Source organism: Rhodoferax saidenbachensis, assembly GCF_001955715.1.
GTDB classification, from domain to species: domain Bacteria; phylum Pseudomonadota; class Gammaproteobacteria; order Burkholderiales; family Burkholderiaceae_C; genus Allorhodoferax; species Allorhodoferax saidenbachensis.
Window position 1 is genome coordinate 2,320,896 of sequence record NZ_CP019239.1, and the last position, 20,369, is coordinate 2,341,264.

Annotated in this window: 21 protein-coding genes; 17 read left to right on the forward strand and 4 right to left on the reverse strand. The window is 62.1% G+C overall.

Annotated features, from left to right (window positions below):
* Positions 1-33 precede the first annotated feature (33 nt).
* From RS694_RS11105 to RS694_RS11135, 7 genes are all read left to right on the forward strand, one after another.
* A complete protein-coding gene (locus RS694_RS11105; RefSeq protein WP_029707015.1) occupies positions 34-2,193 on the forward strand; it encodes a 3-hydroxyacyl-CoA dehydrogenase NAD-binding domain-containing protein in 2,160 nt (719 codons plus the stop codon).
* Between the two features lie 193 nt (positions 2,194-2,386).
* Positions 2,387-3,475: an MBL fold metallo-hydrolase gene (locus RS694_RS11110; RefSeq protein ID WP_029707014.1), complete on the forward strand. Its 1,089-nt coding sequence runs from the start codon at positions 2,387-2,389 to the stop codon at positions 3,473-3,475.
* A gap of 2 nt (positions 3,476-3,477) precedes the next feature.
* Entirely contained in the window at positions 3,478-4,395 is a 918-nt protein-coding gene (locus RS694_RS11115; RefSeq protein WP_029707013.1) for a haloalkane dehalogenase, read from the forward strand.
* Positions 4,396-4,430: 35 nt separating this feature from the next.
* Positions 4,431-4,700: a DUF1145 domain-containing protein gene (locus tag RS694_RS11120; RefSeq protein WP_029707012.1), complete on the forward strand. Its 270-nt coding sequence runs from the start codon at positions 4,431-4,433 to the stop codon at positions 4,698-4,700.
* A gap of 2 nt (positions 4,701-4,702) precedes the next feature.
* Complete coding sequence (locus RS694_RS11125; RefSeq protein WP_051391800.1) at positions 4,703-5,311, forward strand: DUF1214 domain-containing protein; 609 nt, start codon at positions 4,703-4,705, stop codon at positions 5,309-5,311.
* Positions 5,308-5,871: a DUF1254 domain-containing protein gene (locus tag RS694_RS11130; RefSeq protein WP_029707010.1), complete on the forward strand. Its 564-nt coding sequence runs from the start codon at positions 5,308-5,310 to the stop codon at positions 5,869-5,871. The genes RS694_RS11125 and RS694_RS11130 overlap by 4 nt, the downstream gene beginning before the upstream one ends.
* An 8-nt stretch (positions 5,872-5,879) precedes the next feature.
* Positions 5,880-6,764, forward strand: coding sequence for an esterase/lipase family protein (locus RS694_RS11135; RefSeq protein WP_037247002.1), 885 nt, complete (start codon positions 5,880-5,882; stop codon positions 6,762-6,764).
* Positions 6,765-6,784: 20 nt separating this feature from the next.
* On the opposite strand, the gene RS694_RS11140 is transcribed toward RS694_RS11135, so the two are convergent.
* On the reverse strand, positions 6,785-7,381 hold the full coding sequence (locus RS694_RS11140; protein ID WP_051391798.1) for a TetR/AcrR family transcriptional regulator: 597 nt from the start codon (positions 7,379-7,381) through the stop codon (positions 6,785-6,787).
* A gap of 163 nt (positions 7,382-7,544) precedes the next feature.
* On the opposite strand from RS694_RS11140, the gene RS694_RS11145 reads away from it, so the two are divergent.
* From RS694_RS11145 to RS694_RS11185, 9 genes are all read left to right on the forward strand, one after another.
* On the forward strand, positions 7,545-8,366 hold the full coding sequence (locus tag RS694_RS11145; protein WP_029707007.1) for an esterase/lipase family protein: 822 nt from the start codon (positions 7,545-7,547) through the stop codon (positions 8,364-8,366).
* A 34-nt stretch (positions 8,367-8,400) separates the two neighbouring features.
* Positions 8,401-9,225 carry a metal-dependent hydrolase gene (locus RS694_RS11150; RefSeq protein WP_029707006.1) on the forward strand — a complete coding sequence of 275 codons (825 nt, stop codon included), beginning with the start codon at positions 8,401-8,403 and terminating at the stop codon, positions 9,223-9,225.
* An 8-nt stretch (positions 9,226-9,233) separates the two neighbouring features.
* A complete protein-coding gene (locus RS694_RS11155; protein WP_029707005.1) occupies positions 9,234-9,869 on the forward strand; it encodes a hypothetical protein in 636 nt (211 codons plus the stop codon).
* The gene (locus RS694_RS11160) at positions 9,866-10,693 is read left to right on the forward strand and encodes a type 1 glutamine amidotransferase domain-containing protein (protein ID WP_029707004.1); all 828 of its coding nucleotides are present in this window, start codon (positions 9,866-9,868) and stop codon (positions 10,691-10,693) included. The genes RS694_RS11155 and RS694_RS11160 overlap by 4 nt, the downstream gene beginning before the upstream one ends.
* Positions 10,694-10,757: 64 nt before the next feature.
* On the forward strand, positions 10,758-12,422 hold the full coding sequence (locus RS694_RS11165) for a sulfatase-like hydrolase/transferase (protein WP_029707003.1): 1,665 nt from the start codon (positions 10,758-10,760) through the stop codon (positions 12,420-12,422).
* Between the two features lie 27 nt (positions 12,423-12,449).
* Entirely contained in the window at positions 12,450-13,490 is a 1,041-nt protein-coding gene (locus tag RS694_RS11170) for a formylglycine-generating enzyme family protein (protein ID WP_081708588.1), read from the forward strand.
* A 34-nt stretch (positions 13,491-13,524) separates the two neighbouring features.
* Positions 13,525-14,961: a WS/DGAT/MGAT family O-acyltransferase gene (locus RS694_RS11175; RefSeq protein WP_051391797.1), complete on the forward strand. Its 1,437-nt coding sequence runs from the start codon at positions 13,525-13,527 to the stop codon at positions 14,959-14,961.
* Between the two features lie 209 nt (positions 14,962-15,170).
* Positions 15,171-15,788, forward strand: coding sequence for a chromate transporter (locus RS694_RS11180; protein WP_037247001.1), 618 nt, complete (start codon positions 15,171-15,173; stop codon positions 15,786-15,788).
* 61 nt (positions 15,789-15,849) lie between these two features.
* Entirely contained in the window at positions 15,850-16,452 is a 603-nt protein-coding gene (locus RS694_RS11185) for a chromate transporter (protein WP_029706999.1), read from the forward strand.
* Here the strand turns inward: RS694_RS11185 and RS694_RS11190 are convergent.
* The 3 genes from RS694_RS11190 to RS694_RS11200 all read right to left on the reverse strand — a co-directional run bounded on the left by RS694_RS11190 (position 16,426) and on the right by RS694_RS11200 (position 19,710).
* Positions 16,426-18,453 carry a putative bifunctional diguanylate cyclase/phosphodiesterase gene (locus RS694_RS11190; RefSeq protein ID WP_161631557.1) on the reverse strand — a complete coding sequence of 676 codons (2,028 nt, stop codon included), beginning with the start codon at positions 18,451-18,453 and terminating at the stop codon, positions 16,426-16,428. The two genes, RS694_RS11185 and RS694_RS11190, sit on opposite strands and share 27 nt — an antisense overlap.
* A 234-nt stretch (positions 18,454-18,687) precedes the next feature.
* Entirely contained in the window at positions 18,688-19,248 is a 561-nt protein-coding gene (locus RS694_RS11195; RefSeq protein ID WP_029706997.1) for a dihydrofolate reductase family protein, read from the reverse strand.
* Between the two features lie 66 nt (positions 19,249-19,314).
* Positions 19,315-19,710, reverse strand: coding sequence for a hypothetical protein (locus tag RS694_RS11200; RefSeq protein ID WP_029706995.1), 396 nt, complete (start codon positions 19,708-19,710; stop codon positions 19,315-19,317).
* A gap of 310 nt (positions 19,711-20,020) precedes the next feature.
* Between RS694_RS11200 and RS694_RS11205 the strand changes: the two genes are divergently transcribed.
* Positions 20,021-20,353 carry a hypothetical protein gene (locus RS694_RS11205; protein ID WP_152528794.1) on the forward strand — a complete coding sequence of 111 codons (333 nt, stop codon included), beginning with the start codon at positions 20,021-20,023 and terminating at the stop codon, positions 20,351-20,353.
* Positions 20,354-20,369: the final 16 nt, after the last annotated feature.

The window sequence follows — 20,369 nt, forward strand, 5'->3', positions numbered from 1 at the left end:
GCGCAAGCAGCTCACATATTCATAGCAAAAACCATGAAAACCATCCAATACTCCCTGGCTGACGGCATCGCCACCATCACCTTTGACGAACCCAACTCGCCCGTGAATACCATGTGCCTGCAGTGGCAGGAAGACATGAGCGCGGTTACCGCACAGGTGCTCAAGGACAAGGACGCCATCAAGGGCATCCTGCTGGCCTCCGCCAAGTCCACCTTCTTTGCAGGCGCCGACCTGAAGGCTGCGATGCGCCTCAAGCCGTCGGACGCGACCACCGCGTTCACGGAAATCGAGCACCTGAAGAAGAACATGCGCACCATCGAGACCCTGGGCAAGCCCGTGGTCAGCTTGCTCAACGGCACGGCGCTGGGCGGCGGCTGGGAAGTGGCGCTGATGGGCCACCACCGCATTGCCATCGATGATCGCAAGATCCAGTTCGGCCTGCCTGAAGTCTCTCTGGGTCTGCTGCCCGGTGCCTCCGGCGTGACCAAGATGACACGCCACCTGGGTCTGATGGGCGCGCAGCCTTACCTGGTCGAAGGCAAACTGTTTTCGCCCGCAGACGCCAAAGGCCTGGGCCTGGTGCACGACCTGGTCGCGCCCGGCGATAACGCCGCGGCAGAAATGAAAACCAAGGCACTCGCCTGGATTGCCGCCAACCCCACCGCGCAACACCCGTGGGAAGTCAAAGGCTACAAGGTGCCCGGCGGCTTGCCATCGAACCCCGCCGTGGCGCAGATGCTGCCCGTGGCACCAGCCATGATCAAGAAACAAACGCGTGGCCTGTACCCTGCGCCAGAGGCCATCATGGCCTGCATGGTCGAAGGTTTGCAAGTGGATATCGAAACCGCGCTGCGCATCGAGAGCCGTTACCTCGCCAAGCTGATGACCGGCACCAATGCGAAGGCGATGATCAATACCTTCTTCTTCAACCTCAACGCCATCAAGAGCGGCACCAGCCGCCCTGCCGGGGTGCCGAAGTTCAAACCCACCAAGGTGGGCCTGCTGGGCGCCGGCATGATGGGCGCAGGCATTGCCTATTCGCAAGCCAGCAAGGGCATTGCGACAGTACTGAAGGATGTGAGCCAGGAGAAAGCCGATACCGGCAAGGGCTACGCCGCCAAGATCACCCAGGGTCGCGTCGACAAGGGCCGCATGAAGCCCGAGGCACAAGCTGAAATCCTGGGCCGCATCCAGGCCACAGCGTCAAACGACGACCTGAAGGGTTGCGACCTGATCATCGAAGCCGTGTTCGAGAACCGCGAGTTGAAAGCCAAGGTCACGCAGGAAACCGAACCACTGTTGGCACCCGGCGGCTTCTTCGCCTCCAACACCTCCACGCTGCCGATCACCGGCCTGGCCAAAGCTAGCCGCGATGCGAAGAAATTCATCGGCATCCACTTCTTCAGCCCGGTCGACAAGATGCAACTGGTGGAAATCATCAAGGGCAAGGAGACCGATGACGAGACCGTGGCGCGCGCCTACGACTACGTGCAGGCGCTGGGCAAGTTCCCCATCGTTGTCAACGACTCGCGCGGCTTCTTCACCAGCCGCGTGTTTGGCACCTTTGTGATGGAAGGCGCCGCGATGCTGGGCGAAGGCATCCCCGCCGCCGCGATTGAGAACGCCGGCATCCAGTGCGGCATGCCCGTCGGCCCGCTGGCCGTGCTGGACGAAACCGCCCTCACCCTGTCGCTGCACGTAATGGACCAGACCAAGAAAGACTTCGAAGCCGAGGGCAAGACCTACACCGCGACACCGGGCGAGCTCGTCGTCGAGAAGATGGTCAAACAGCACAGCCGCCCCGGCCGCGCCGGTGGTGCGGGCTTCTACGAGTACCCCACAGACAAAGCCGTGAAGAAGTTCCTGTGGCCCGAACTCAAAGGCTTGTTCGAGAAGGCCGATGCGAACTGGAACATCACCGATCTGAAAGACCGTTTGCTGTACCGCCAGGCCGTGGAGACCGCACGCTGCCTGTCCGAGAACGTGTTGACCAGCGTGCACGACGCCAACATCGGCTCGATCTTCGGCATCGGCTTCCCCGCCTGGACCGGTGGTGCCATGCAGTTCATCTACGGCATCGGTGTGGACGCGTTCGAAGCGCGTGCGGCAGAGCTGGCCAAGGCCTACGGCCCGGGCTTTGCGCTGACAGCCGAGGTCAAAGCGGCTATCCGCAAATACCAGCCGGTGTATTAAGAAACCTGAACAAGGGATACGCCTGACGCTCAGCAACGCTAGGTGTAGACCCTAGACTGATTCCCAAAAACTCATGGTGGGCGTGGCTTTCAGCCCCTCACCATGGGGCTGGTACCCGACTGTCCGAATGTGAAACATAACGTGAACTGATTTCATAGACTAGTGCCATGAACAGAGCCACAGGAGTATTCGCATGAGTCGTACACGTAAAGTTGTCTGGAGCCTATTGGGGGCCGCAGTCTTGCTGGGAGCCGCAGCCTGGGTCTTCCAGAAACCCATCTCCGTCCGTGTACTCGAACAGGTAGCCCGCAAAAACGTGGGCCGCAACATCATTCCCGACCTGCCCGATGGCTTGCACCTGGCACTGTGTGGCACAGGCTCTCCGTTTCCAGACCCCACACGCGCGGGGCCCTGCTCCGCCATCATCGCGGGTGACCGCCTGTTCATTGTGGACACCGGAGAAGGCAGCGCGCGCACCCTGGGCTACATGGGCATACCGGCCGCGAAGATCGAAGCCATCCTGCTGACGCACTTCCACTCCGACCACATCGACGGCATGGGCCCGTTCCTGCTGCAGCGCTGGGGCGTGGGCACGGCCCAGACACCCACTCCGGTATACGGCCCCACAGGTGTGGACCGCGTGGTCAGCGGCTTCCGCGCGGCCTATGCGCTGGACTTTGGCTACCGTGTAGCGCACCACACCGAAAAAATCATGCCTCCTGGCGGCAGTGGCGGCAAAGGCATGCCCTTTGCCCTGCCTGCTGTGGGGCAGGGTGACAGCGTGGTGGTACTGGACGACAAGGGCCTGAAGATCACGGCGTTTCGCGTGGACCATTTGCCGATTGAGCCCGCTGTGGGTTACCGCTTTGACTACAAGGGCCGCTCTGTCGTCATCAGCGGTGATACCAAGGTCGCGGCCAGTCTGGTCGCTGCAGCCAAAGATACGGACATACTGGTGCATGAAGCGTTGCAGCCGAACCTCGTGAAAATTCTGGAAACCCAGTTTGCCGACCACCAGATGAACAACATGGCGCAGGTGATGCACGACATCCTGAACTACCACACCACGCCCGAAGAAGCTGCCCAACAGGCCACCAAGGCCGGGGCTAGGCAACTGGTGTTGAACCACATCGTGCCACCCCTGCCGCTGCGCTACGCCTACCCGGCTTTCCTGGGCGACGCAGCCAAGTACTACGACAAGCCCATCACCGTGGGTGAAGACGGCATGTTTTTCAGCCTGCCTGCAGGCTCCACGGCCATCAACACCCAACGCCTCTACTGACCATGCTGCCCACCATAAACAAGGCCCGCGTGCTGCGTACCCCTGACGCATGTTTTGCCGCCCTGCCCGACTTTCCCTACACCCCGCACTACCTGGAGCTGGACGACCTTCGCATTGGGTACATCGACGAAGGCCCGCGCGACGCGGCACCGGTGCTGCTGATGCACGGCGAGCCCACCTGGTCTTACCTGTACCGCAAGATGATTCCAGGCCTCGTGGCCGCCGGCCACCGCGTGATTGCGCCTGACCTGGTTGGCTTTGGTCGCTCTGACAAACCTTCGCAAAAGTCCGATTACTCCTATGCCAACCACGTGGCCTGGATGGCCGCGTGGATGGAGCGTATGGACCTGCAAAACGCCACGCTGTTCTGCCAGGACTGGGGCTCGTTGATCGGCTTGCGACTGGTCACGCACAACCCGCAGCGTTTTGCGCGTGTGGTGCTGGCCAATGGTGGCCTGCCAACCGGCACCGCCGCCGTTCCGCGCGCCTTCAAGCTCTGGCGCGCATTCGCACGTTTCAGCCCGTGGTTTCCAATTGGCCGCATCGTCAACTCGGGCTGCGCCAATAAGCTGTCACCCGCCGAGATCGCAGCGTACGACGCACCCTTTCCATCGTCGCGATATGAGATGGCAGCTCGCCTGTTCCCGACCTTTGTGCCCGCATCACCCAACGACCCAGAACGTGCAGCGAATGAACAAGCGTGGGAAGTGCTCAAGCAGTGGCACAAACCGTTTCTCACGCTGTTCAGCAGCCGCGATCCGATCACCCGCGGTGGTGACAAAATCTTCCTCAAGCTGGTGCCGGGCACTGCCAACCAGGCCCACGCCGTGACCCGTGGTGCCGGGCACTTTTTGCAGGAAGACAAGGGACCAGAGCTGGCCCAGAAGATTTCTGAGTTCATCGCGGCTACGCCTGTCTGACACAACAACAACCTATTGATACGAGGAGACTCTCCATGAACAACATTCTCAAAGCCGGTTGCGCAGCCATCTACATCCTGGCACTTGCCAGTCTGCTCTGGCCCTTCCCCGCAGGCGCAGGCCCGGTTCTGCAGACCCTGGCCGTGGCACTGATCGTGGTCCACGCACTGGAAATGCTGTTTGTGTTCAAACACATCAAGTCCTATCCCGGCCCGCTGCTGGTCAGCATCGTGTTGTCATTGCTGTTCGGCCTGCTGCACTGGCTGCCCCTGGCCAAAGCTAACCGCCCGGCGGCCAACACCTGACCATGGCCGTGCAGCAGACCTCCCGCTTGCGGCGCATCGCCATCGGTTTTGCCCTGTACCTGGGGGCGGTTGCCCTGGGTCTGGGTTCTGCCTGGTGGGTGCTGAAAAAAGCGCCGTTCACCAACCGCACGGTGCAAGCCGGTGCCTGGCGCACCAATACGCTGGCCGGCAGCACGGATGCCGACATGTACACGCGCGCTGGCGTCGCCGTGAACGGGCTGCTGGCGCTGGGGCGTGATGAAACCATGTACTTCATCGCCACACACGACGATGCCGGGCGCCCGCTGCGCTCGCAGTGCAGCTACCGCGTGGCGGGCGAACCGCCCAAGGCGCGCTGGTGGAGCGTCACCGTGTATGCGGACGACATGTTCCTGTTTGACGCACCCAACCAGCACTACAGCCTCAACGGCAGCACCGCCCAGCTGGACGCTCAGGGCCGCTTTGCGTTCAGCACCGGCCATCAGGCGCAGCCCGATACGTTCTGGCTGCCCACGCCGGGCAACCGGGGCATGGTGATGACACTGCGCCTCTACAACCCCGAGCCCTCGCTGCAGGCCGCACCGGCCTCGCTGGTGCCACCGACCATCCAGCAAACGGGAGACTGCGCATGAACACCCTCTCCACCCAACAGCGGCTCTGGTTCTACCGCATCCTCACGCTGCTGGTCACCGCCATCCTCGTGCATCTGCTGGCCGTCTGGGCCGCGCCGCGGCTGATCATGCGCATGGTGCTCAACGGTGCGGCCGCGCAGCAAATGGACATGCAGAACAAGGCGGCTTTTCCACCGCCCGTGACGGCCAGTTCGCGTTCTGTCGTCATGCCCAGCCCGGACCTGTTGTATTCGGTATGTGTATTTGATGTGTCCAGCGGCCCGGTGCGCGTCACTGCGGCCCCTAAACTCACGTCTTATTGGTCCATTGCGCTGTACGCTGCCAACAGCGACAACTTCTTTGTCATCAACGACCGCCAGGCCGCCAACAAACCGGTAGACCTGTGGCTGGTGTCCGAAGGTGGCAACGCCAGCCAGCACGATGTGCCTGCGGGCAGCACCGTGGTAGTGAGCCCATCGTCCAAGGGCTTTTTGTTGATGCGTGTGCTGACCGGAAACTACGAGGCTGAAAAAGACCTGGTGGAACCGGCGCGCCGTACCCTGACCTGTTCCCCAACCTAGGAAATTCAATGCTGGCACAACTTCTTCGACGCATGTTGCTGGGCCAGGCGGCCCTGGGCGCGCTGGTGGCCTGGCTGCTGTGCGGTAGCGTAGTGGCCACCGTGATCGGTGCCATGCTGCTGCCTTTCGTGACCATGGTCTTGGTAGACACGGTTTCGATGCTGCTGTCCCGTGCTGCGGGCGAGCCCACGCGCATGTGGTGGCGCGCGCTGTTCGGCGAGTACCTGGCGGGCTTTCGGGTTTTCCTGTTCCGCCAGCCCTGGACGGTGCAACCGCCCATGCTGCTGCCCGCAACCGGCGGTACACCCCAGATTCCGGTGGTGCTGGTGCACGGCTACATGTGCAACCACCGCATCTGGGACGACATGGCCGATGCACTGCGCGCCCAAGGCCATCCGGTGTTTGCCGTGAATCTGGAGCCGGTGTTTGCGTCCATCGACCGCTACGCCCCCATCGTGCAAGCCGCTGTGGATGCGCTGTGTGCCCACAGCAGCCACAAGAAAGTTGTGTTGATAGGCCACAGCATGGGAGGCCTGGCGATTCGCGCCTGGATGCGCGCGAACGGTACGGCGCATGTGGCCCGTGTCATCACGCTGGGCACGCCACACGTCGGCACCCAGATTGTGCGCAACACCCACACGCCCAATGGCAAACAAATGGTCTGGCACAGCCGCTGGCTCGAAGAGCTGGCTGCTGGCGAATCCGACGCGGCGCGCGCACTCATTCGGATTGCCATCACACCGCAAGACAACATCGTTTTCCCGCAGCGTGCCCAATTGCTGAAGGGCATCGTGCCTGCCGTGTTTGACGGCCTGGGCCATGTGGAGATGTGCCTGGACCCGGTGGTCATCCGCTGGACACTGGCAGAAGTGGCCGGGGCACAAACCCCTTGATCCCTTTTGCGCGCCGCGCTTCAGGCCTTGCCGGCCTGGGCAGCGGCGTCGCGTTTGACCAACTGATAAACGTAGCCGTCCACCAGATCGGACAAGGCCTGCGCAAATTTCGGCGACGCGGTGTCGGCTTCGTCGTTCCAGATGGCGGTGCGCAACGCCCCCAGAAATGCGCGCGACAGCACAAACATCTCGGTAGAGTCCAGCAGCCGGTTCAGCGGAAGCCCCTGGGAACGTGCCGATACGCTGGCCAACATCTGGCCCAGAAAGGTATTCCGCCCGTCAATGGTCCGCACATCGCGGCGCGACAACGCCCAGTCGATGATGGCTTTTTGTGCCGCACGGCGCTGGGTAAAGGCGCCCAGCATCAGGTCCACCAGATCACGCGTGCCCTGTGGCACACCCCGGGCAGCCAAGTCGCTGAACTGGGCCAGCAGGGTTTGCCGCTGGCGCTCGTTTTCCAGCTCCACCAGGGCCAGCATCACGGCGTCGATGTTCTCGAAATACTGGTACAGCGTGCCGACCCCATACCCCGACCGTTCGGCCAGCGCCGCGACCTTGAAACCAGCCAGCCCTTCCGTTTCCAAAATCTGAACGGCGCTTTCCAGAATCGCCTCCACTGTGATCCGGGAACGGTCCTGTTTTGGCGCCCTGACTATTGATTTAATGGAGTTTTTTTCCGATTTCTTTGCCATGCGTACCGCATCCAGAAATATGAAACATGAAAGTGAACTACTTTCATAAACTATAAGTCCAATCTTGCGCATGTTGCAAGGAGAAAACATGTCCCGACTGAAACGCCTCAAGACATCCCTGACCCAGTTTCCCGATATCAAGGCACCGCCGCTATGGCTGCTGGCGACGGAGCAACGCGCGTTCTGGGAATACTTTGCCGGGCTGGCCCTGTACAAGCCCCTCAAACGTGCGGCCCCACGCGGTGACGGCCATCCCGTGCTGGTCATCCCCGGTCTGGGCGCGTCCGATGTGTCCACCGCGCTATTGCGCCGGTTTCTGGATGACCTGGGCTACACCACCTACCCCTGGGGCATGGGCCGCAACCGCGGTGTCAAGGAAGAGGTGTCCACCACCATGGAACAACTGCTGCAGGACATCTACGCGCGGCATGGCCAGCAAAAGGTGAGCATCGTGGGCCAGAGCTTGGGCGGTGTGTTTGCACGCGAGCTGGCCAAGCTGGCGCCACACCAGGTGCGCCAGGTCATCACACTGGGCTCGCCCTTCACCGGCCACCCATTGGCCTCCAGCGTGGCGCGCTTTTACGAATGGATTTCGGGCGACAAGCTCGACAACATCAACTTTGACCGGCACGTGGAAATGCGTGTGAAGCCCCCTGTGCCGACCACGGCGGTCTACAGCAAGCTCGATGGCGTGGTGGCGTGGCGCTGCTCCATCGAAGAAGGCACGCCCGAGGGTGAGAGCATCCATCTGCGCGGCAACACCCACTGCGGCATGGCCGTGAGCCCCTCGGCCCTGTACCTGGTCGCCGAGCGCCTGGCCCAGGCACCAGACCAATGGAAAGCCTTTGAGCCCCAGGGCCTGGGCCGCGTTTTCTACGGCGCGCAAGACCATCTGCCCGCCCACGGATGACCCTTGATTCTTGAATATCTGCGGAGAACCCACCATGACAGACTTGGTTGTACGAAAACTGCTGATCGACCTGAACACACCGTTCGAGAGCCGCTGGAATGGCGGTGACGCGTTTCGCTCGGCCTTCTTCAGCGCCCTGTCCATGAGTTTTCCGCTGGGCGAGCAGTACTTCATTGACTCGGTGCGCAACGGACTCAAGACCTTGCCCGAAGCCGACCGGCAACGCCTGGCACCCGAGGTGCAGGGCTTTGTGGGGCAAGAGGCCACACACCGGCGCATCCACGCCCTGTTCAACGGCCATCTGGAAACAATGGGCTACCGCAATGTGCTCGAAGTGCGCGCGGGAAAACGCCTGAAAGACAACGCCCACCGCGACACGCGCATTCATGTGGCCGCCACCGCCGCTACCGAACACCTGACCGCCATTTTTGCCGACTGGATGCTGCGCCACCCCGAGGCGCTGGCGGGCGCCGAACCTCGCCTGCAAACCCTGTGGCTCTGGCACAGCGCCGAAGAGTCCGAACACCGCAGCACCGCCTTTGACATCTACCGCGCCATGGGTGGCAGCGAGACTTGGCGCCTGCGTCTGTTCCGTTACATCACCATCACCTTCCTGTCGGACATCACGCGGCAGACCATTCGCAACCTGTGGCATGACGGCAGCTTGTTCCAATGGAGCACCTGGCGCAGCGCGGGCAAGCTGCTGTTTGCCAAAGACGGCATGTTCCGCGGCAACTACGGCCTGTGGCGCGACTACATGGCGCCCGACTTCCATCCGCGCCAGCAAGACGCCAGCATGTCGGAGCAATGGCTGCGTGACAACAGCGACCAGTTCACCCCTGTCGGCCAGGCCGCCTGAGGTCCACCATGCTGATTGCCTCGCTCTGCATTGCCCTGCCGCTGGCGGCCCTGTACCTTGCCTTCTGGCTCTGGTACGGCGGCAACGGCAAACCCATGACAGCCGAAGAAAAAGAAGCCGCATTGCGTGCCCTGCAAGCCACGGACGACAGCGACCACACCCGAGCCGCGATAGAAGAGGTCCGCGAACTGCTGGCCAGTGATGACGGCAAAGAGTTCGTCATGCAAAACCTGGTGCGCTACCGCCCCAAGGCGCTGTACCCAGCGGGCTACCACTACAGCGACGACCCGCGCGAGGCAGACAATCGTTACGGCAAGTCCATCGTCTGGCCGCTGCTGCGCAACGGCAACCTGCTGCTGTTCATTGGCCGACGTACCGGTAACTTTGTGGTGCCCGAAGGTGCAGACGCCTGGCACTACGTGGCCATGGTGCGTTACCGCAGCCGGCGCGACTTTGTGCGTTTTGCCATTGACGCCAACCAGGCCGAGAAGTTTGTCCACAAGTGGGCGGCCATCGAGAAGACCCACATCTTTCCCGTCAAACCCGTCGTGAGCCTGTTTGTGGTGCGCACGCTGGTCGCGCTGCTGTTGTCCTGCGCAGGCGCTTTACTGTTCTTCATTGCTCTTCAACCATCCACACCATGACCATTGCACTCCTGCTGCTTGTCCTCACCGGCCTCTACCTCTGGCTGGGCTTGCCCGCCACCTTGCGCGCCTTGGGCCTGCACCCCCACTACCACGGCCCCCTGTACAAACTGCCGGGCCAGCGCGCGCTCATCATCACCACCAGCCAAGCCACTTTGGGTGAAGGCGGCAAGGCTACAGGTGTTTTTGGCTCGGAGATGACGGCACCGTATTACGCCTTCCTGGACGGTGGCATGCACGTGGATGTGGCGAGCATCCGGGGCGGTGCCATCCCGATTGAGCCGGATTCGTTTCGCTGGTTCATGGCCACCGACTCCGACAAACGTTACCTGCATGACGGCGTATTCCAGGCCAAGGTGGAAGACTCGCTGCGCATTGAAAACCTGGACTTTGCCGAATACGACCTGATTTTCCTGGCCGGTGGTTGGGGCGCCGCTTACGACCTGGGCACCTCGGCGGTACTGGGCGAAAAAATTACCCAGGCCTGGCGGGCGGGCAAAGTCATCGGTGGTGTGTGCCACGGCCCCCTGGGCCTGCTGCGGGCCAAAGACCACAACGGCGAATCGCTGGTCCAAGGCAAACGCGTGACCGCAGTAACCGACAAACAGGTCCGCGAACTGGGCATCAGCACCACGCCCCAACACCCGGAGCGTGAGCTGCGTGCAGCCGGCGCCCTGTTTGAAAGTGCCACCGCCCTGAGAGACCCCTTTGCCAACCACACCGTGGCAGATGGCAAACTGGTCACCGGGCAAAACCAGAATGCAGGCCCAGAGACAGCACAAACGATGATGCGTGTGGCCGGGGGCATGGTTCGCATGGCGTAAAACAGGCGCGCGCGGCGCCACTTCACCCTGCGGGGTGATCCATAAAAACAAAGGAGACATCGCTGTGACACTTCGCAAAAGACTCGGCATCACCGCCCTGGTACTGCTGGGGGCCGTGGCCCTGCTGTATGTCAACCGCATCGAGCTGCTGAAATATTCGCTGGGCTGGTACACCGACATCCGTTTTCCGCGCGAACCCAACAAGCCCGTACCCTGGATGGCTGGCCCCGACCAAGCCGACAAACCAGTGGGCCAGCGCCCGCCCAACATCATCGTCATCCTGGCGGACGACATGGGCATCAACGATGTGTCCACCCGCGGCGGCGGCCACACGGCCGAGGGTGTACCCACCCCCAACATCGACTCCATCGCCCGCGATGGTGTGCGTTTTGACCAAGGCTACGCGGGCGCGGCCGTCTGCACAGTCTCGCGTGCCGCACTTATGACCGGGCGTTACCCCTGGCGTTTTGGCGTGGAATTCACGCCCACCCCCGGAGCCATGTCACGCGTGGCTCCTGCGCTGTATGGCGATACCAAACGACTGTATCCCGTGATCGTGGACAAGGAAAAGGCCGAGAAGTCCAAGGACTTCAACGACCTGGGCATGCCTGCTTCCGAAATCACCGTGGCCGAGGCGCTCAAGGCACGGGGCTACCACACCGTGCACATCGGCAAATGGCACCTGGGCAGCACACCCGAGATGCGTCCCAACAACCAGGGTTTTGACGAAACCTTGTTCATGGAAAGCGGGCTGCATCTGCCCGTGAACTCGCCGGACGTGGAAAACTCGCGCCAGGACTTCGACCCCATCGACAAATTCCTGTGGCCCAACATGCGTTTTGGCGTGAGCTACAACGGTGGCAAGTGGTTTGAACCGGCCAAGTACCTGGCCGACTATTACACCGACGAAGCCATCAACGCGATCCAGAAAAATAAAAACCGGCCCTTCTTCATGTACCTCGCACACTGGGGCGTACACACCCCGCTGCAGGCCAGCAAGGAAGACTACGACGCGCTCTCCAACATCCCTGACCACCGTCGCCGCGTCTATGCCGCCATGGTGCGGTCCATAGACCGCAGTGTGGGCCGTGTGCTTCAAACCCTGAAAGACCAAGGGCTGGAAGAAAACACCATCGTCATCTTTGCCAGCGACAACGGCGCGCCCGGCTACATCGGCCTGCCCGATGTCAACAAGCCCTACCGCGGCTGGAAGCTCACCATGTTTGAAGGGGGCCTGCGCGTGCCCTATGTGGCCAAGTGGCCGGGGCATATTGCCGCCGGTACGCAGTACCAGCCACCCATCTCCAACATCGACATCATGCCTACCGTGCTGGCCGCAGCGGGCGGCACCCTGCCCACGGACAGGCCTATCGACGGCGTCAACCTCTTGCCCTACCTGACGGCCAAGCCTGCAACACAACCACCGCGCCCCCTGTACTGGCGCGACGGCCCCTACCAGGCCATGCAGGAAAACCTCTGGAAACTCATCGTCTCGGAGCGCCCTAAAAAAGAGTGGCTGTTCAACCTGGCCAACGATCCCACGGAAAAAACCAATCTGACCGGCGAGCAGCCGCAAAAGTTGGCACAAATGAAGGCGCAAATGGCAGCCCACCACGCCACCATGCCGCCCTCGATGTGGCCCTCCTTCATTGAACTGCCTATCGAAATCGACAAAACCCTGGATCAGGTTCATGAACCCAGCGATGAGTATGTCTATTGGTACAACTGACGTGTACCGGCGATTGAAGGAAGACGCATGACACTGCGCCGCACGGCAATAGGGCTGACCCTAGCTGCAGTGCTGGCTGTGGCGGGCATTTACGGGTACCGACTGTACTGGCAAGAGGCCACGCCGCAGGATGCAGGCAACACAGCGCGCCTGCAATGCGTCGCCCCCGGCACCGACGCGCAAGTACCCTCACCCCACCCCGGCATGGTGTGGGTACCGGCTGGCACATTTGCCTTTGGCGACACCGTGTATGCCGAAGAACAACCCGTGCGCCCGGCCACTGTCAAGGGCTTCTGGATGGACCGCACCGAGGTCACCAACGCGCAGTTCGCACGCTTCGTACAAGCCACCGGCTACGTGACGCTGGCCGAACGGCCCGTGGACACCAAGCTCCACCCCGGCTTGCCCCCAGACATGCAGCAACCCGGTGCTGTGGTCTTCATCAACCCGGCCGACGTGCGCAATGGCGGCGACCTGCGCCAGTGGTGGCAATACGTGCCCGGTGCCAGTTGGCGCCACCCCGGTGGCCTCGCCACCAGCATCGAGGGCCGCGATGCGTTTCCGGTGGTCAACGTCACGCTGGAAGACGCCCAGGCCTACGCGCGCTGGGCAGGCCGCGCCCTGCCCTCCGAGGCCGAATGGGAATGGGCCGCACGCGGTGGGCAGGTGGAGAACAACGACCGCACCCAACCCGTGCAAGCCAATACCTGGCAAGGTGTGTTCCCCGTATCCAACCAGGCCGCCGATGGTTTTACTGCGCTGGCACCCGTGGGCTGCTTTGCACCCAATGGGTTTGGTTTGCGCGACATGATTGGCAATGTGTGGGAACTCACCGCCGACCGCTATACCGAGCGCCACGGCGCACAAGACAACATCCCGCCCGACCAGCCGCCCGTGGCCCAGCGCCCCGGTGCCGAGCCCGGACGCCACGTGATCAAAGGCGGCTCTTACCTGTGTGCGCCCAACTACTGCATGCGTTACCGCGCCGGTGCGCGCCAGCCACAGGAAGATGACCTGGCCACCGCCCATGTCGGATTCCGGACAGTGTTGCGTGCAGCGGGGCCTTAAACTGGGCGCATAACTACACGACGGAGACTGCCGCATGAAAGCCCTGAGCCCCACCGATTCAGCGTTCCTGTGGATGGAAACGCGCAACCAGCCCATGCATGTGGCAGGGCTCAACATCTACACACCGCCCAAGGGCGCCGGGCCGGAGTTTGTGGGCCAGATGCTGGACGAGTGGCGCCAGCACCTGGGTGCCGAAGCACCTTTTAACCTGAAGCCGCGCCTGCGGCTGGGCATGTGGTACTGGGAAGAAGACACCGATTTCGAGATGGACTACCACGTGCGCCATCTCGCGCTGCCCCAGCCCGGACGCATCCGCGAGCTGCTGGCACTGGTGTCGCGTGTGCATGGCAACCTGATGGACCGCAGCCGCCCGTTGTGGGAGTGTTACGTCATTGAGGGCCTGCCCGGAGGGCGTTTTGCCACCTACATCAAGATGCACCACGCGCTGATTGACGGCGTGAGCGGCGCGCGCATGACAGCACAGGCCATGGCCACTACCGCTGCCGAACACAAGCCGCCGCTGTGGGCCCAATCGCTGGGCAAGGTGCCCAAGCCACGCCCTGCGTCTGCCAGCAAAAGTCTGCTGGCGCAACTGAGCGAACTGGCCCAAGCCGGGCGCGAAATACTGCCGGGCATTGGCGCCGGGCTGGTGGACATGGCCCGCTCCGCCAGCGGTGAAGAAACCGCCATCCCCACGCTCAAGGCGCCACCCACACCGTTCAATGTGGAGATTTCGGGTGCGCGCCGGTTTGCCGCACAGTCGTTTCCGCTCTCGCGCCTCAAACGCATTGGCCAGGCCGCCAACGCCACGGTCAATGACGTCACGCTGGCGATTTGCGCCGGTGCCCTGCGCCAGTACCTGCAAACCCACGCCAAGCTGCCCGCCAAACCGCTGGTCGCCATGGTGCCGGTGTCGCTGCACGGAGAGACCGATCTGGGTGGCAACCAGGTCACGCTGCTGCTGGCCGAGTTGGCCACCCACATCAAGGACCCGCTCAAACGGCTGGAGAAAATCAAGGCCTCCACCACCCAAGCCAAGGACAAGCTGCGCAGCATGTCGCGCCTGCAGAAAATGGCTTACGGCATGACGTCGATTGCCACCTTCGGCCCCGCGCTGGTGACCAAGCTGGCAGGCAAGTACCCGCCATTCAACCTGGTGATCTCCAACGTTCCGGGTTCACGCGAGACGCTGTACATGAACGGCGCCACGCTGGACGAGATCTACCCGGTGTCCATCCCCACGCACTACTTGGCGCTCAACATCACCATCAGCGGTTACCGCGACAACCTGGGTTTTGGCTTCATCGCCTGCCGCCGCTCGGTACCTGCGCTGCAGCGCATGCTGGACTACACAGAGCAATCGATTGAGGAACTGGAAAAAGCGCTGGGACTGAATGCTCCTGTGGCGAAGAAAAAAGCGGCCGCTCCTGCGCCGAAAAAGCCCCACAAGCCCGTAGCGAAGAAGACATAAACCGGGATTGTCCGTTGGGACGCGGATGGCTGGCGAGGCGAGTTGCGAGGCAGTTGAGTCACTGGTGAGAAGGCAATAGCACGGCTATTGCCGCCGAAGCAGGGGCACAAATGGCCGCAAATCGTCCGGCAGACACCGCGTAGGGGCGACAGCCCCGCCCAATGGACTATCCCGGTTGCAGTACAGTGCAGTTTTGCACTGTGCTTCGTATGCCCCCTGCCTCACCTCCTGCTGATTCTTCGGCAGTTCGCGCCCGCCCCCAATCGATAGCCGACCTGTTCTGGTCTTTCTCCATGCTCGCACTGCAGGGCTTTGGCGGCGTGCTGGCCGTGGTGCAGCGGGAGCTGGTCGAAAAGAAAAAGTGGCTCACGCTGGAAGAGTTTGTCGAAGACTGGGCTGTGGCCCAGATCCTGCCCGGCCCCAATGTGGTGAACCTCTCGCTGATGATTGGTGACCGCTACTTCGGCATGCGCGGTGCGCTGGCCGCACTGGCCGGCATGCTGGCTTTTCCGCTGCTGATCGCCGTGGCCATGGCCGCCTTATTTGCTGGCGTTGCCGACACCCCGCAGGCCCAGGGCGCACTGCGCGGCATGGGTGCCGTGGCGGCTGCGCTGGTCACTGCCACCGGGCTCAAGCTCATCGGCGCTTTGAAGAAAAATCCGATGGGAACCCCCGTCTGCTGGGCGCTGGCAGCTATTACTTTTGTAGCGATTGGCATCTTGCGGCTGCCCCTGGTCTGGGTGCTGCTGTCGGCGGGTGGCGTGGCCAGCCTGTGGGCCTACCGGCAACTGGGCAAGACCCGCGCACTGGGCGGAGACGCACGATGAGCGCCGCCGGGCCGTTCCCAAGGTGCTCGCACCCGCAGTCCGCTGGACGGAGGGTTACCTGATGCCTTTGCACCTCACCCTCACCGCCGCCGACTGGCTGGGCATGTTTGTCCACTTCATGTCTCTCTCGCTCCTGGCCGTGGGCGGCGCCATCACCACCGCGCCCGACATGCACCGCTACCTGGTGGGTGAACAGCACTGGTTGACCGAGGACCAGTTCACTTCCAGCATCTCGCTGGCGCAGGCCGCGCCCGGCCCCAACGTGTTGTTTGTCGCGCTGATGGGCTGGAATGTGGGTGTGAACGCCGCCGGCGGTCTGTCTACCGGTGTGATGGCCGGGGTCTATGGCCTCATGGGCGTGCTGATCGCCATGGTGGGCATCATGCTGCCCAGCACCACCCTCACCTTCGCCGCCGCCCGCTGGGGCCACCAGAACCGCGAGCTGCGCGCCGTGCGCGCCTTCAAGCAGGGCATGGCGCCCATCGTGATTGCACTGTTGATTGCGACGGGCTGGATTCTGGCGTCTAGCCAAGGCACGCCGCTGGAGAACTGGCGCCCTTGGCTGCTAACCGCCGTGGCCACCGTGATTGTGTGGCGCACCAAGCTGCACTTGCTGTGGCTGCTGGGAGGCGGGGCGTTATTGGGGTGGATGGGCTGGGTATAAGACGGTCAACTCTTCCGCAGAACAGGGGCGCGCAAAGAGATAGCCCTGCGCCAGATGGCAACCCAAAGCAGCGATGTATTGCAGTTGTTCTTCCGTCTCAATGCCCTCTGCCACTGTTTCCATGCCAAGCCGTGTGGCCAACGCCATGATCGCCTCCACGATGGCCGCGGCCGCACGCGTCGAGGGTGCCGCCTGCACAAAGCTGCGGTCGAGCTTGACGATGTCAAACGGAAACCGTGCGATGCTCATCAGCGACGAAAACCCGGTCCCAAAATCATCCAGCGCAAGACGCAAACCCAATGCTTTGAGCGCGCTCAACTGCGCCATGGCTGCATCGTTGTCGTGCACCAGCACAGATTCCGTCAGCTCCAGCACCAGCTTCTGAGGCGGTAGCTCCGACTGGGCCAGCGCCCGGGACACTCGGCTGGCAAACCCCGGGTCGGCCAGTTGCAGCCCCGACACGTTCACCGCCATTTCAGTGAGCACCAGGCCCGATTGCTGCCATCGCACCGCCTGCGCGCAGGCTTCGTTCAGCACCCATTCCCCAATCTCGTGAATGAGGCCAAGCTCTTCCATCATCGGGATGAACTCCACCGGCCCGATGGCACCCAATGTAGGGTGCGTCCAGCGCAGCAATGCCTCCACGCCCGACGGCGTGCGGTCTGAAACCCGCACCAGCGGCTGGTAGGCCAAGGACAGTTGCCCAGCGGCAAGGGCTCCGCGCAGGTCTTCCTCAAGCCGCTGCCGCTGCGCCAGCGCACGATCATGGTCGGCGTTGTAGAAATGCAGGGAGCGCTCCTCGTGCGCATGCGTGGACAGCGCCACACGCGCCGCTTTGAGCGTAGCCTCGCCCGAGTCGCCATCGTTGGGATAGAGCCCCAAGCCCCCGGTGGGCAACAGATAGAAGTCTTGCCCCTCCAGATGGAACGGCTGTCGCAACGACTCCAGCAAACGCTCGGACGCTTCAATCACCGTGGCGGTGTCCTGAACATGGCGAAACAGCACCGCGACTTCAAAGCTGGAGGTGCGGGCAAACTCGGGTGTCGGTTGAAACGGGCCCGCTGACGCATGCAGTCGATCCACCAAAGACCGCGTCAGATGATCGGCCGCCTTTTGACCAAAGGCATCCCGGATACGCCGAAGGCGCTCCAGGTCAATGAGCAACAGTGGCAATGTGCGGTGCTGGGCATCTGCCGCACGCGTCTCCCGCTCCAGCAACGCAATGAAACCCGTGAGGTTGCGCAGCCCGGTCACGGCATCGTGCTCACTGAGATATTCCGCTTGGCTTAACGCGACCTGCGTGGCCACCTCAAGCTCCGCCACCGCCAGAAATTCCTTGCGCAGCAAATACTCCCGCCACCAGCCAATCATGGCCGCCAGCAGAAACACCGTGAACACATGGTAGGTCAGGTAGCTGCCATGCTCCATCTCGCCGGCCAGGACGGTCAGTATGGAGACCTCAAATCCCACAAAAAGTAGCAAACCGGTCGGCAGCGCATAACGAAACCCGATGCCAAGAATGACAAAACAATAGAGCTCAAAAAAGGTGAAATTGAGGATGCCGACCCACGACCCCAGACCACTGCCGCCCTGAAGACCGATCCGGTGCAGCGTCCAGTACAGGCTGATCCCCACCAGCACAATAATCGCAGCCATCAGCGTCTGCCAGTGCCGCTTGCCCGCACGGCTGAATGACAGCGCCAGACCGACCGCAAGGATAGGGATGCTCAACACCATGCGGTACCCATTGGCGGAAACCTCGGGAAACGCCAGGTGGTCAACCAGCCAGTCGCCAACAATCAGAATCATGCCCAGCACCAGACTGGCCTGGGCATAACGCCTGTAGAACCCCTCGTAAAAGCGCAGAAAGCGCTGCTCAAACAGAGGATCGGTAAACCGCATCAACAGCCGGATCGGCAGTTTGCGCACGTCCGGGGAACTGTCCAACGCGGGCGGCACCACGCTGGTATCGCGGGACGGCAAAACGCTTGGGCTTTGCACTGCGCGGTGTCCTTGACTTGGTTCCATACCACAGCATACACGGGGCTCGGCGCCACCTGGAACTCTGCCGCCGCGCGCTGGCGTCCCCGGATGCTGACCGCTGTGGCCACGTTGATCGTTGGCACGCCAAGCTGCATTTGCTTTGGTTGCTGGGTGCTACTGGGTGGATAGGGGTATGTAGATTGACGCCTGAATTAAGCCGCGCCGCGAAGCGGTGTCGGCTTGAATGCCTTGTTAGCCGCGCGCGCGCCGGTAGTGCATGGCGACCGCGCCGTTGCGGAGCGGCGTCGATGAGACCAGATCAAGCCGTCGCGTGCTGAGCAGCCCGCTCTCGTACAGGGTCGGGCCGTGGCCGGCGATTCTGGGGTGGACGAGGAACTGGTATTCGTCGATCAGATCCAGTCGGTCCAGTTCGGTCGCGAGCTTGCCGCTACCGAGCAGCACACCGTTCGGGGTCGCGTCCTTGAGCTTTTGTACGCCAGTGCGCAGGTCGCCGGCGATGTGGTGGCTGTTGGCCCACGGGAAGTTTTTTCGCGCCCTGGACACCACGTACTTAGTCTTGGCCTCCAGCTTGACCGCCCACTCGCGGATCACCGGCGGTGCCTCCGCATCGCCGCGGGCCACCACGGGCCAGTAGCTCTCCATCATCTCGTAGGTGACGCGACCCCACAGCATCGCCCCGCTCTCGTCCATGAGGCGGGTGAAGAAGGCGTGTGTCTCGTCGTCCGCGATTCCCTCCTGGTGGTCGACGCAGCCGTCCAGGGTGACGTTGATACTGAAGGTCAAGAGTCCCATGGTGTCCTCCGTTCGAGATTCGCAAACAGACTGGCACAAGTCATGAAGCGCTGTCAGGCCACAGACCTACTTCGCATCCTGGTCATGAAACAGTACTTCCAGGCCGGGCTGCATGGTGTTAGCACCAGGCCGGTACAGATAACAACTGATTCTTCCGTAGTTATCCAGATCGCTGGCAACCAGGCAGGTTTGTTCGTATTTGATATTGGCTTCGGTAAACCGGATGCGCAGGACACTGGACTCGCCGCCATTCGTGGGCTCGATTTTGGCGGTGCCGTTGATGGATTTGCCGCCCACCTGCCGCGTCACGATGAAGCCTTTACCAGAAGACTTTATTTTTACCTTGCCATGGTAGGTCTGGTCGCTGTCCACCGCCTTGCCCACCAAGATGTAGTCGCCAGGTGCCATTATCTCGATCAGTTCGCTACTGCCATATGCCAGTGATGAGGCAGCAAAAAACATGAACGCTATTAGGTGTTTCATAGTATGTGTACGTGACCTGGCACGCCGTTGTAAGGGTTGACCAAAAACCATTGTGGATGATTTTGTGGCCGCCGGGATTTGCCTTGGATATCCCAGAGCTGCTGCAGATCAGCGTCGCGCTGTAAAGCGCGCATGCAGCACGAAGCCCCTTTCTAGGTGGCCACCGTAATCGTGCAGCACGCCAAGCTGCACTTGCTATGGGACTCGGGTGCGAGAGCGGCATTGGGTGCCATGGGTTTGGTATAGACTGCGCCAGCCCACTACCTACCTCAAATAGAAAGAAGCTGGAATGCCAAAAGCCATGCGCACCTGCATTTCATGGGCCACCGCCTTGGCGCTGATGGCCGCTGCTGGCCCTGCCCTTGCGCAAACGCCAACCGCCAATGCCCAGCAGTGGGTGACGCGGCAGATCGTGACCGAGCCCCTCACCTTCCTGGGCACCGGCACGCTGGGCCTGGCCGCCGCAAACACCAAGTGGGAGACACGACAGATCGTGACCGAACCCCTCACCTTCCTGGGCACCGGCACGCTGGGCCTGGCCGCCACAAACACCAAGTGGGAGACACGACAGATCGTGACCGAGCCTCTCATCTTCCTTGGCACCGGCAAACTGACACCCTAAATCCATGTACGGAGAC